General features: G+C 65.2%; 10 protein-coding genes. 2 read left to right on the plus strand and 8 right to left on the minus strand.

Annotated elements, in window-relative coordinates; translation table 11 throughout:
- The first annotated feature begins 9 nt into the window (after window positions 1-9).
- Window positions 10-873, plus strand: coding sequence for an archaetidylserine decarboxylase (gene asd / locus B2790_RS01500; RefSeq protein WP_108480755.1), 864 nt, complete (start codon window positions 10-12; stop codon window positions 871-873).
- A 158-nt stretch (window positions 874-1,031) separates the two neighbouring features.
- Here asd and serB read toward each other — a convergent pair whose 3' ends face one another.
- Window positions 1,032-2,246, minus strand: coding sequence for a phosphoserine phosphatase SerB (gene serB, locus B2790_RS01505; RefSeq protein ID WP_025340836.1), 1,215 nt, complete (start codon window positions 2,244-2,246; stop codon window positions 1,032-1,034).
- 135 nt (window positions 2,247-2,381) lie between these two features.
- On the opposite strand from serB, the gene B2790_RS01510 reads away from it, so the two are divergent.
- Window positions 2,382-3,839 (plus strand): AhpA/YtjB family protein, encoded by a 1,458-nt coding sequence (locus B2790_RS01510; protein WP_286918098.1) that lies wholly within the window; start codon window positions 2,382-2,384, stop codon window positions 3,837-3,839.
- Window positions 3,840-4,256: 417 nt separating this feature from the next.
- On the opposite strand, the gene B2790_RS01515 is transcribed toward B2790_RS01510, so the two are convergent.
- From B2790_RS01515 to cpdA, 7 genes are all read right to left on the minus strand, one after another.
- A complete protein-coding gene (locus B2790_RS01515; protein WP_025340838.1) occupies window positions 4,257-4,967 on the minus strand; it encodes a PqiC family protein in 711 nt (236 codons plus the stop codon).
- 172 nt (window positions 4,968-5,139) lie between these two features.
- Window positions 5,140-7,398: a DNA topoisomerase IV subunit A gene (gene parC / locus B2790_RS01520; protein ID WP_075046538.1), complete on the minus strand. Its 2,259-nt coding sequence runs from the start codon at window positions 7,396-7,398 to the stop codon at window positions 5,140-5,142.
- 10 nt (window positions 7,399-7,408) lie between these two features.
- Entirely contained in the window at window positions 7,409-7,927 is a 519-nt protein-coding gene (locus B2790_RS01525; RefSeq protein ID WP_085663629.1) for a retropepsin-like aspartic protease family protein, read from the minus strand.
- Window positions 7,924-8,910, minus strand: coding sequence for an esterase-like activity of phytase family protein (locus tag B2790_RS01530; protein WP_286918099.1), 987 nt, complete (start codon window positions 8,908-8,910; stop codon window positions 7,924-7,926). Before B2790_RS01530 ends, B2790_RS01525 begins: the two co-directional genes overlap by 4 nt.
- Window positions 8,907-10,811: a DNA topoisomerase IV subunit B gene (gene parE, locus B2790_RS01535; RefSeq protein ID WP_015272020.1), complete on the minus strand. Its 1,905-nt coding sequence runs from the start codon at window positions 10,809-10,811 to the stop codon at window positions 8,907-8,909. The genes B2790_RS01530 and parE overlap by 4 nt, the downstream gene beginning before the upstream one ends.
- 35 nt (window positions 10,812-10,846) lie before the next feature.
- Window positions 10,847-11,455, minus strand: a complete 609-nt coding sequence (locus B2790_RS01540) for a YqiA/YcfP family alpha/beta fold hydrolase (protein ID WP_025340842.1) — start codon at window positions 11,453-11,455, stop codon at window positions 10,847-10,849.
- Between the two features lie 241 nt (window positions 11,456-11,696).
- Entirely contained in the window at window positions 11,697-12,497 is an 801-nt protein-coding gene (cpdA, locus tag B2790_RS01545; RefSeq protein ID WP_286918100.1) for a 3',5'-cyclic-AMP phosphodiesterase, read from the minus strand.
- Window positions 12,498-12,537 lie beyond the last annotated feature (40 nt).

Raw genomic sequence — 12,537 nt, forward strand, 5'->3', positions numbered from 1 at the left:
GGAACCTGCATGAAATCCCGTTTGTTCATCATCAGCCAGTACCTGCTGCCGCACCACCTGCTGTCGCGGCTGGCCGGCTGCATCGCCGAGTGCCGCGTGCGCTGGTTCAAGAACGCCTTCACCGCCTGGTTCGCCAAGCGTTACCAGGTCAACATGAGCGAAGCGCTGGTCGAGGACCTGAGCGCCTACGAGCACTTCAATGCATTCTTCACCCGCGCCCTGAAGCCGGGTGCCCGCCCGCTGGACGAGACCCCGGGCGCCATCCTGTGCCCGGCCGACGGTGCCGTCAGCCAGCTTGGCCCGATCGAGCACGGCCGCATCTTCCAGGCCAAGGGCCACGGTTTCAGCGCGCAGGAGCTGCTGGGCGGTGACCCGGCCATGGCCGCGCCGTTCATGGGCGGCGAGTTCGCCACCATCTACCTGTCGCCCAAGGATTACCACCGCGTGCACATGCCGCTGGCCGGTACCCTGCGTGAAATGGTCTACGTGCCGGGCCGCCTGTTCTCGGTCAACCAGACCACCGCAGAGAACGTCCCCGAGCTGTTCGCCCGCAACGAGCGTGTGGTCTGCCTGTTCGATACCGAGCGCGGGCCGATGGCCGTGGTGCTGGTTGGCGCGATGATCGTCGCTTCGATCGAAACCGTGTGGGCCGGGCTGGTGACGCCACCCAAGCGTGAACTGAAGACCTTCCGCTACGACGAAGCCAGCCGCGCGCCGATCCACCTGGAGAAAGGCGCCGAACTGGGCCGTTTCAAGCTTGGGTCGACTGCTATCGTGCTGTTCGGGCCGGAGCAGGTGAAGTGGGCGGAGACCCTGGGTGCTGGTTCCGCGGTGCGCATGGGCCAGCAGTTGGCGGTGCCTGTGCAGGCTTGATTCGAGCAGTATGAAAAGGCCCTGCACTGCAGGGCCTTTTTATTGGGGCCGCTGTGCGGCCCTTCGCGGGCACGCCCGCTCCCACAGGGTAAGCGCGGCTCTCTCTGTGGGAGCGGGCGTGCCCGCGAAGGGCTGCGAAGCAGCCCCAAATTTGCAGATCAGCCGCGCGCGTCGCGGTCCCGCAGGCCCAGCAGATACAACACCCCATCCAGCCCCAGGGTAGAAATCGCCTGCTTGGCCGACTGGCGCACCAGCGGCTTGGCGCGGAACGCCACGCCCAGGCCGGCCAGCGACAGCATCGGCAGGTCGTTGGCACCATCACCCACGGCAATGGTCTGCTCCAGCTGCAAGCCTTCTTCGCTGGCCAGCTTCTGCAGCAGCTCGGCCTTGCGCTGGGCATCGACGATCGGCTCCACAGCCACGCCGGTCACCTTGCCATCGACCACTTCCAGCTCGTTGGCGAACACATAGTCGATGCCCAGGCGCGCCTGCACCTGGCGGGCAAAGTAAGTGAAGCCACCGGACAGGATCGCCGTCTTGTAACCCAGGCGCTTGAGCTCGGCAAACAGGTTCTCGGCACCCTCGGTCAGGCGCAGCGACGCACCGATCTCGTCCAGCACGCCCACATCCAGGCCCTTGAGCAGCGCCATGCGCTCCTTGAAGCTGGCGCGGAAGTCCAGCTCGCCACGCATCGCGCGCTCGGTGATCGCGGCTACCTGCTCACCCACGCCAGCGGCCTTGGCCAGTTCGTCGATGACTTCGGCTTCGATCAGCGTCGAGTCCATGTCGAACACCGCCAGGCGGCGGTTGCGGCGGAACAGGTCGTCCTTCTGGAAGGCGATGTCGATGCTCAGCTCTTCAGCCAAGGCGAAGAAGTCGGCACGCAGCGCCTGGGCATCGCTCGGCACGCCGCGCACGGAAATCTCGATGGCCGCCTTGCCCTTGTCGGTCTCGGCATCCAGCGCCACACGGGCCGACAGGCGCTCGATGCGCTCGATGGTCAGGCCGTACTGGCTGATCACCGCACTCACCCGCTGCAGCTGCTCGGGGGTGATCTTGCGGCTGAGCAAGGTGACGATGTGGCGCGCCTCGCCGTGGCCATCGGCCCAGTGCTGGTAGTCCGCCTCGGAAATCGGCGTGTAGCGGGCCTGCAGGTTCAGTTCGTGGGCCTTGGCCTGCACGCTCTGCAGCAGGGAGGTGGCCACTTCGTTGTCCGGGATATCGACCAGGATGCCGAACGACAAGGTACCGTGCATGACTGCCAGGCCAATGTCGAGGATGCTCACACCGCCCTGCAGCAGGACGCCGGTGATAGCCGCAGTGAGACCGGGACGGTCCTCACCGGTGATGTTGATCAGGACGATTTCGCGCACAACCTGGCTCCGACTTCGATGAAAAATGCGCATTCTACCGATTTTCCGTGACCGTCGGGCGCCAACGATACTTTGCCGACAAAACCCGGCTCGCTATACTGCCCCACACTTTCATGCCATTAAGAGCCGAGCTCAGTGAACCGGCCCACGCCCGTCAAAGCAGACAACTTCTTCCTGATGATCTATCGCGCCCTGAGTCAACGTCGCGTGCCGCTGGCACTGCGCATCGCCTGCACCAACATTTTCCTGGTGGCGCTGGCGTTGGTGATCTACGCCTGCGTGATGGGCCTGCAGTTCAAGCAGGCCATGCACGAGCAGGCCGATGCCCTGGGCCAGAGCCTGACCACCCAGACCGCCACCTCGGCGACCGAGCTGCTGGTGGCCAACGACATCCTCAGCCTCAACGTGCTGCTCGGCAACCTGGTGAAAAACCCGCTGGTGGCCCATGCGGCGATCTACAGCGTGGACAACCGTATCCTCGCCGAGGCCGGCCAGCGCCCGCGCAATAGCCTGCTGGGCGAGGCCGAAGGCCTGTACCAGACCAAGATCACCTTCCAGGACGTGACCGCCGGGCAACTGCGTATCAGCCTGGACATGAGCCAGTTCCAGCAGCCGATGCTGATCAGCCTGCAGAGCATGGGCATCCTTGCCGCCATCCTGCTGGTACTGGCACTGACCCTGAGCCTGCGCCAGGGCCGCTTCATCACCCTGCCGCTGCTGCAGCTGCGGGTGTGGCTGCGCGACCCGCAACCCTATACCCCGGCCACCGACCGACAGGACGAGATCGGCGACATCGCCCGCCAGCTGCACGCGCGCCTGGCCCCGCCGCCGCCACCTGAGCCGGAGCCCGAAGAAGAGGACGACGAGCAGTTCGACGACCTGCACGACGCCGCCCCGGCAGCCAAGGCTGCGCCGCGCACCAAGCTTGCCGCCCAGGCGGACGAGGATGACGATGAAGCCTTCGCCGGCCTGCTGGATGACGAAAGCGCGCCCAAGGCCGCCGTGGTCGAATCCGACGAGCCGCAGTACAGCGCCGTGCTTGCCGTGCAACTGGGTTCGCAGGAGCAGCTGCGTCGCCTGCCGCGCACGCGCCTGACCGAACTGACCGAGCGCTACCGCGATTGCCTGGAGCACGCCGCCTCGCTCTACGAGGGCGAAACCCACACGCTCAACGACGGAAGTACCCTGGTGCTGTTCCACAGCCGCGACTGCGGCGAGGACTACCTGACCAACGCCATCTGCTGCGGCGAGCTGTTGCGCGCCCTGGGCCATGCCCTGCAGATCGAGGTGGCGGACAGCGGCATCACCCTGCAGCTGCAACTGGGCCTGGCCCTGGGCAACGACCTGCAAGGGCTGGAGCTGGTAGACCTGCTGATGGCCGAAAAGGCCCAGGACGCTCTGGCGCTGTCGCAGCACAGCCGCAACCTGTTGCTGGTGGAGCGGCAGATCAGCGATGACACGCTGATTCGCCAGCGCGCCCGCATTCGCCCGATTGCCAGCCCTGAGGGCGCCTGCTGCGTGGAGCGCCTGATGGAGCCCTACCCGTCGATGCTGGAGCGGCAGTTGGCGCGGATGCACGAACGCCGGGCCTGATACAGCCCCCTGTGGGAGCGGGCAAGCCCGCGAATTAAGCCCGCGGTGTATGGCACCGGCTACGCCGGTGTTCGCGGGCACGCCCGCTCCCACAGGAACCGCGCATTTTCTGGGCCTCGCGCTAAACCTGGGAGCGGGCAAGCCCGCGAAGGGCCGCAAAGCGGCCCCAATTTGCTTAACTGACCGACATTAGGGCATGCCGGCTCCCACAGGAACCGCGAATTTTCTGGGCCTCGCGCTAAACCTGTGGGAGCGGGCAAGCCAGCGAAGGGTCGCAAAGCGGCCCCAATTTGCTTAACTGGCCGACATTAGGGCATCCCTGCTCCCACACGCCCCGGCAAAATCAGTGGGGTATGGTTTACAGCAGATACGAAAAAGCCCGCATCGTTGCGGGCTTTTTCGTATCTGGCCGTTGGATCAGAACCGGTAGACTTCCATATCGGTTCGAATCGGCGCAGCCATCGGGATCTTGGATTTCTCCGGCGTCTTTTTCACCTGCACCGGAGCAGCCGGCTTTTTTGGCGACTCTTCGGCAATCGCCGGCTGGTTGGCCAGCGGCTTGACCGCAGTGCTCAGCTGTTCGGCCAGCTTCTGCAGCAACTGGCCCTGGGCCTGTACCTGCGACGCTTCGCTGCCCGCGTGTGGCTGCTCGAGGTGAACGATGCGGTTGTCACGCACATGGCCACGGCGGTCCAACAAGCGCCACTGGGCATCCAGGACGGCCGGCTGGTCCTTGCCCGAGTCCAGGCGAGTAATCGACAGCAGTACTTGTACATCGGGGTTGAAACCGGTCGCCGCCGGGGCCAGCACCACGCGCTGGCTGTCCAGGCGCCAGGCGAGTTGGCGCACCAGCAGCTGGTCGATATCCGACGAAAGGCTGCCGGCCCAACGACCGTCGGTCGCCGAACTCAGGCTGCCATCGGCCTGACGCTGCAGGAAGGTTTCACGTTGCAGGTAATCGGCAACCGATACCGGGCCGAGCACCACGGCCATGCCCGCACTCTGCGAAGGCTGGCCAGGATCACCACTGTCGAGCTGGTACAGGGCAACCGGCTGGTGCATGGTGCACCCGCCAAGGCCCAGCAGGCCAGTCATCAACAGCGCAAATGGAAGGCGCAGAAATTTCATCATCCCATCCAGGCGGTCGCCAAAAGGCCAACCGCAGTGATACACATAGATTCAAACGGGCACACGGCCACGCCGGCACCGCAAGGGCCATATCATCCGCGAAATAACCGTCCGACTCCAGCATTTCTGCCCGGAACGACGCTGAAATTGCCGTTCCAGACATTTCAACCGGTTACGCCGGCACTTCCACCTGCAACCCATCGACCCGCTGGAACCCGCGTGGCAGCTTGCTGCCGCGCCTTCCGCGCTCGCCCTTGTAATGCTCCAGGTCGTCCGCTTTCAGAGATAGGGTACGCTTGCCGGCTTGCAATACAAGTGTCGCGCCATCGGCAATCACAGCCAAATCGGTAACAAATTCTTCACGGCTGGCTACCCGGTCGCCCGGCACCCCGATGATCTTGTTGCCCTTGCCTTTGCCCAGCTGAGGCAGGTCGCTGACCTTGAACACCAGCAGACGGCCTTCAGTAGTCACCGCCGCCAGCCAGTCCTGCTCGCGGTTGGCCACCGGGCGCGGGGTCATGACCTTGGCACCGTTGGGCAGGCTGAGCAAGCCCTTGCCGGCCTTGTTCTTGGCCTGCAGGTCTTCACCCTTGACCACGAAGCCATAGCCGGCGTCCGAAGCCACCACGTACAGCGCATCGTCGTCCGGCAACAGCACGCACTCGAAGGTGGCCCCCGGTGGTGGCGTCAGGCGGCCGGTCAGCGGTTCGCCCTGACCACGCGCCGACGGCAGGCTGTGAGCGGCTAGCGAGTAGCTGCGGCCAGTGGAGTCGATGAGCACGGCAAACTGGTTGGAGCGCCCGGCGGCGGCGGCCTTGAAGCCATCGCCGGCCTTGTACGACAGGCCGGTGGCATCGATGTCGTGGCCCTTGGCGCAGCGCACCCAGCCCTTCTCCGACAGCACCACGGTGACCGGCTCGGTCGGCATCAGTTCGTTTTCCGACAGCGCCTTGGCCTCGGCACGCTCGACGATCGGCGAGCGGCGGTCGTCGCCATAGGTTTCGGCATCCTTGATCAGCTCGCTGCGTACCAGTTTGCGCAGCTTGGCATCGCTGCCCAGCAGGGCGAGCAGTTTGGCCTGCTCTTTCAGCAGCTCGTCCTGCTCGCCACGGATCTTCATCTCTTCCAGGCGCGCCAGCTGCCGCAGGCGGGTCTCGAGGATGTAGTCGGCCTGGATTTCGGTCAGGTCGAAACGGGCGATCAGGGCTTGCTTGGGCTGGTCCTCGGTACGGATGATGTGGATAACTTCATCCAGGTTGAGGAACGCGGTCAGCAAACCTTCCAACAGGTGCAGGCGCTTCTCCACCTTGTCCAGGCGGTGCTGCAGGCGGCGACGGACGGTAGTGGTACGGAACTCCAGCCACTCCAGCAGCAGCGCTCGCAGGTTCTTCAGCTGTGGCCGGCCGTCCAGGCCGATGATGTTGACGTTGACCCGATAGCTGCTTTCCAGGTCGGTGGTGGCAAACAGGTGCTGCATCAGTTCATCGGCATCCACGCGGTTGGAGCGCGGGATGATGACGATGCGGCACGGGTTCTCGTGGTCCGACTCGTCACGCAGGTCGGCGACCATTGGCAGCTTCTTGGCCTGCATCTGCGCGGCGATCTGCTCCAGCACCTTGGCCCCGGAGACCTGGTGCGGCAGCGCGGTGACGACGATGTCGCCATCCTCGACGCGGTACACGGCGCGCATACGGATGGAGCCGCGGCCGCTTTCGTACATCTTAAGGATTTCTGCCCGCGGCGTGACGATCTCGGCCTCGGTCGGGTAGTCCGGCCCCTGAATGTGCTCGCACAGCTGCTCGATGGTGGCCTTGGGTTCGTCGAGCAGGCGCACACAGGCCGTGGCCACCTCACGCAGGTTGTGCGGCGGCACGTCGGTGGCCATGCCCACAGCGATACCAGTGGTGCCGTTGAGCAGGATGTTGGGCAGGCGCGCCGGCAGCACGGCCGGCTCCTGCAGGGTGCCGTCGAAGTTGGGCACCCAGTCCACGGTGCCCTGGCCGACTTCGCTGAGCAGCACTTCGGCGTAGCGCGAAAGACGCGCTTCGGTATAACGCATTGCGGCGAACGACTTCGGATCGTCCGGCGCACCCCAGTTGCCCTGGCCGTCGACCAGGGTATAGCGGTAGCTGAACGGCTGCGCCATCAGCACCATGGCCTCGTAGCAGGCCGAGTCGCCGTGGGGGTGGAACTTGCCGAGCACGTCACCGACGGTACGCGCCGACTTCTTGTGCTTGGCATCGGCATCGAGCCCCAACTCGCTCATGGCGTAGACGATGCGTCGCTGCACCGGCTTCAGGCCATCGCCGATGTGCGGCAGGGCGCGGTCCATGATCACGTACATGGAGTAGTTGAGGTAGGCCTGTTCGGTGAAGTCAGCCAGCGAGCGGCGTTCCACGCCGTCCAGGCTGAGTTCCAGTGAGTCGCTCATGCGGGCCTCGTCATTTCAGGTTCTGGCGCAGCAGCATGGTGCCGCCGCGCTGGGTAAATTCAAGTTGTTTCAGGGCACTCATGCCCAGCAATACGGTCTGCCCATCCAGGCCCGGCACCACGATGGCGCGTACGTCCTGCAGGCGGATATCCCCCAGCTGCAGGCTGGCCAGGCGCGTGCGGTAGCCTTCGGTACGGCCGTTGGCGGTACTGAGCTGCACCGGGCTGCCACGCTCCAGGCCCAGCTCGCGGCCCAGCGCCTCGGGGATGGCCACGTCGGTGGCACCTGTGTCGAGCATGAAATGCACCGCCTGGCCGTTGATCGCGCCATCCATCACGAAGTGGCCCTGGCCGTTGCCCAGCAGGCGCACCTCGATAAAGCCTTCGCCATGCGACGACTGCACCTGGGCATTGGGGTTGCGCTGGCTGTCTTCCCATTGGCCGAAGAAACGCGTGGCAAGGAACAGCGCCGCCGCCCAGGCGACGATCATCAATACCTTGCCAGCCCGCTTGCCCGGTGCCTGGCTCATGGCTTGGCGCTCCATCCGCCTTCCGGCGCATCGAAGCGCCAGACGATCGGGCGTGCCTCGCCATCGGCGCGGGCACCGTTGTTGTTGTCCACACCGATCCAGGCGCCCTTGGCATCGATCACCAGAGCCTCGGCCAGGCCAAACGGCTGTTGATAGCGGCGCGACTCGACCAGGGCATCGGCAGCGAACGACCAGCAGCGCTCGACCTTGCCACTGTCGGTATCCCGACGGCACACCCGGTATGCGTTGCGTTCGAGGGTGAACAGCTTGCCTTCGAACCAGGCAAGGTCAGCGAAGTCGCGCGACAGTGCCTGGGCATTGGGCATCTGCGCCGGCTGCATTTCGACGCCAGCCTCGCTCAGCAGCACGCAGCTGCGGCCACAGGTCCACACCGATTGCTGGCGCTCGATGGCCACCAGGCCCCGCCGCTCGCGCTCGGCGGCCAGCCACAGGCGGTCGCCCGCCGGGTTGATCGCCAGGCCTTCGAACAAGGCGTTGAAGTTCAGCAGCATGCCGCTGGCACGGGCCTGACGAACCATGGCCGGGTCGATCTTCAACCAGTCCGCTTCGCCTTCCAGCGCCAGTTGCAGCACCGCGGCATGCGCCTCGCTGACCAGGTACAGGTTACCCGCCTGGTCACAGCTGATGCCTTCGAAATCCAGCTCGCCACCACGAATATACGACGCCGCCCAGTTGCGCGACTTCAGGCCCCACGGCAAGCCACTTTCCGGCACCGCTGGCGGGGTGAAGGTGAGCGGCTGCGCGCGCCAGGTCGGGTTTTGCTGGTCGAAGCGGTAGATACGGTCGTCGTCGCGGTCGGACACGCCCCACAGCCCGCCCCGGCATTCCACCAGGCCAGACAGGTTGCCACCGCGCATGCCTTCGATCGGGTGCTCGGCGCTCAGCTTCAACTCTGGCCAGTTGCCCGCCAGGCTCGGCAGGGCAACCAGCGCCAGACAGGCAGCCAGAAGCCGCCGAATCAAACCATGACCTCGGCCAGGTTACCCTTGGTTTCCAGCCAGCTCTTGCGGTCACCCGCGCGCTTCTTGGCCAGCAGCTTGTCCATCAGCTCGCAGGTGGCCTGCACATCGTCCAGGGTCAGCTGCACCAGGCGCCGGGTGTTCGGGTCCATGGTGGTCTCGCGCAGCTGTGGCGGGTTCATCTCGCCCAGGCCCTTGAAGCGGGTGACCTGTGGCTTGCCGCGTTTCTTCTCGGCCACCAGGCGATCGAGGATACCGTCACGCTCGGCCTCGTCGAGGGCGTAGTAGATTTCCTTGCCCAGGTCGATGCGGTACAGCGGCGGCATGGCCACGTACACATGCCCGGCCTCGACCAGCGCGCGGAAGTGCTGGACGAACAGCGCGCACAGCAGCGTGGCGATGTGCAGGCCGTCGGAGTCGGCGTCGGCAAGGATGCAGATCTTGCCGTAGCGCAGCTGCGCAAGGTCAGTGGCCCCCGGGTCGACGCCAATGGCCACGGCGATGTTGTGCACTTCCTGGCTGGCCAGGACTTCGCCACCGTCCACTTCCCAGGTGTTGAGGATCTTGCCGCGCAGCGGCAGGATCGCCTGAAATTCCTTGTCGCGAGCCTGCTTGGCCGAGCCACCGGCCGAGTCACCCTCGACCAGGAACAGTTCGGCGCGCATCGGGTCCTGGCCGGCGCAATCGGCCAGTTTGCCGGGGAGTGCCGGGCCCTGGGTGATGCGTTTGCGTTCGACCTTCTTGCTGGCCTTCAGGCGGCGCCCGGCGTTGCTGATGGCCAGCTCCGCCAGCTGCATGCCCAGCTCGGGGTGGGCGTTGAGCCACAGGCTGAAGGCGTCCTTGACCACGCCGGAAACGAAGGCAGCCGCCTCGCGCGACGACAGGCGCTCCTTGGTCTGCCCGGAGAACTGCGGGTCCTGCATCTTCATCGACAGCACGAAGGTGATGCGTTCCCAGACGTCTTCCGGCGCCAGCTTCACGCCGCGCGGCAGCAGGTTGCGGAACTCGCAGAATTCGCGCATGGCATCCAGCAGGCCCTGGCGCAGGCCGTTGACGTGGGTGCCGCCCTGGGCGGTAGGGATCAGGTTGACGTAGCTTTCCTGGATGCTGTCGCCGCCTTCTGGCAGCCACAGCAAGGCCCAGTCCACCGCCTCCTTGTTACCGGCCAGGCTGCCGCAGAACGGCTCGTCAGGCAGACGCTGGAACTCGTTTACCGAGTCCACCAGGTATGAGCGCAGGCCGTCCTCGTAGTGCCATTCGACCTTCTCGCCGCTGGCCTTGTCCTCGAAGCTGACCAGCAGGCCCGGGCACAGCACGGCCTTGGCCTTGAGCACGTGCTTGAGGCGGCTGATGGAGAACTTCGGCGAATCGAAGTACTTGGGGTCGGGGCTGAAGTACACGCTGGTACCGGTGTTGCGCTTGCCGACCGAGCCGACCACTTCCAGCTCGCTGGCCTTGAAGCCATCGGCGAAGGTCATCTGGTATTCGTTGCCGTCACGTTTGACGCGCACGCGCACCTGGGTCGACAGGGCGTTTACTACCGAGATGCCCACGCCGTGAAGGCCACCGGAGAACTGGTAGTTCTTGTTGGAGAACTTGCCGCCGGCGTGCAGCTTGGTGAGGATCAGCTCGACCCCGGACACGCCCTCTTCCGGGTGGATGTCCACCGGCATGCCGCGGCCATCGTCGCTGACTTCCAGCGAGTGGTCGGCATGGAGGATGACCTGCACCGAACGGGCGTGACCGGCCAGGGCTTCGTCGACACTGTTGTCGATGACTTCCTGGGCCAGGTGGTTGGGGCGGCTGGTATCGGTGTACATGCCCGGCCGCTTGCGGACCGGGTCAAGGCCCGAGAGGACTTCGATGGCGTCTGCGTTATAGGCGCTAGCGCTGGGAGTGGCCATAGGGTCTCGTCGTCAGTCTGGTGAATGCAAAAAAGTCAAAATACAGAAAAATCGAGCGCTGCGTACTGCCCACGGGCAATGCCGGCAAAGGCCAGCAGTGCCGGCAGGCGCTCGGCGAAGCCCTGGAAGCTGTGGTCGCCACCGGCCTGGATGCGCAGCGCACAAGCACGGTAATAGCGCTCGGCGTGGCGATAGTCCAGGGTTTCATCGGCGGTCTGCAGCCACACTTGATAGCGGCTGGCGTCCACCGGCGCTGGTACTTCCAGCTCGGCCAGGGCCTGCACATGATCGTGGGTCAGCTCCCAGGCTTCACCGGTGTAGTGATTGTGCTGGGTGCCCAGGTAGCCGTCGAAATGCTTGTGCGGTGTTACCGCCGGGTTCACCAGCAGGGCCTTGAGGCCGTGGCGCTCGGCCAGACAGGTGGCATAGTAGCCGCCGAGCGAACTGCCCACCAGCAGTGGCGCGCCCAGCTCGGCGATGGCCGCTTCGAGCTGGGCGATGGCCTGCCGTGGGTGGTGGTGCAAGGCGGGCACCCGCAATTGGGCCGACAGGCCCAGTTGCTGCATCACGGCCTCGAGTTGGCGCGCCTTGGTCGAAAGTGGCGAGCTGTTGAAGCCATGGATATAGAGGATGGAACCCGACATGCTGCCCCCGGAATCTGTGGCTTCGCGCCCGGTGATATGGGCGCAGGGACGCGCAGTGTAGCGCGTTCGCCGGGTTTTGGCGCCGCACAGGGGTTTTAGCAACAAATTCTTCAACAGCTTTGAGAGTGCCGGGGGCGCTTTGCGCCCCTATCGCGACACAAGGCCGCTCCCACAGGGGTACGCGATCTCCTGTGGGAGCGGCCTTGTGTCGCGATAGGGGTGCGCAGCAGCCCCAAAATCCTCAATAACCAGGGCTATCGAAGTCGAGCTTCACCTGGAAATCCAGTGCCCGCTCTACCCTGGTCTCCAACCGCCCGTCGGCGTGCAGGCGCAGCCAGCGGTATCCAGGCTGCTCCTCGCTCACCTTGAAGTCCTCGCTGCGCGCCGCGAACTGGATGCAGGTCGACGGCGTGGCCAGCAGGCGACGGCCGTCGCGCACTTCATCCCATTCCTGGTGCACATGCCCCCACAGCAGCGCCCGCACCTGTGGATAACCCTCGACGATATCGAACAGCGCCTGGGCGTTGCGCAAGCCGATCGGCGCGATCCAGGCACAGCCGATATCCACCGGCTGATGGTGGAAGCACACCAGGCAATGCCGTTCACCCGCCTCTCGCAAGGCCGCTTCCAGCACTGCCAGCTGATCACCCTCCAACAGCCCATGCGTCGCCCCGGGTACGGCCGTGTTGAGCATGACGATGCGCCACGCACCGATATCGGTCACCGCCTGTACCAGTTCCGGCGCCACTTGCGCCATGACTCGGGCCTCGTCATGGTTGCCAGGCAACCAGCGGGTGGGCACGGCAAACGGCTCGGTCAGCTCACGGAACGCTTCATAGGACGCCACGCTGGCGTCCTGGGACAGGTCGCCAGTGCACAGCAGCAGGTCGACAAGCGGTTGCTCCCGCCGTACCTGGGCCACTACATGGCGCAGGCTGTCACGGGTATTGAGGCCCAGCATGCTGCCGGCCGGGTCGGCGAACAGGTGGGCATCGGTCAGTTGCACCACATGCACGGGGCGCGATTGGTCTGGCTGCGGCAACGGCCGTCTCCTCGAACGGATTCAGCGCGAATTATGGCTG

It is taken from the genome of Pseudomonas sp. UBA6753 (genome assembly GCF_002453565.1).
GTDB lineage: Bacteria > Pseudomonadota > Gammaproteobacteria > Pseudomonadales > Pseudomonadaceae > Aquipseudomonas > Aquipseudomonas putida_Z.

Bases quoted from the DNA above. Each gene is read 5' to 3' on its own strand.
- asd (WP_108480755.1), top strand. From the start codon at position 10: ATGAAATCCCGTTTGTTCATCATCAGCCAGTACCTGCTGCCGCACCAC.
- B2790_RS01515 (WP_025340838.1), bottom strand. From the start codon at position 4,967: ATGAAATTTCTGCGCCTTCCATTTGCGCTGTTGATGACTGGCCTGCTG.
- parC (WP_075046538.1), bottom strand. From the start codon at position 7,398: ATGAGCGACTCACTGGAACTCAGCCTGGACGGCGTGGAACGCCGCTCG.
- B2790_RS01525 (WP_085663629.1), bottom strand. From the start codon at position 7,927: ATGAGCCAGGCACCGGGCAAGCGGGCTGGCAAGGTATTGATGATCGTC.
- parE (WP_015272020.1), bottom strand. From the start codon at position 10,811: ATGGCCACTCCCAGCGCTAGCGCCTATAACGCAGACGCCATCGAAGTC.
- B2790_RS01540 (WP_025340842.1), bottom strand. From the start codon at position 11,455: ATGTCGGGTTCCATCCTCTATATCCATGGCTTCAACAGCTCGCCACTT.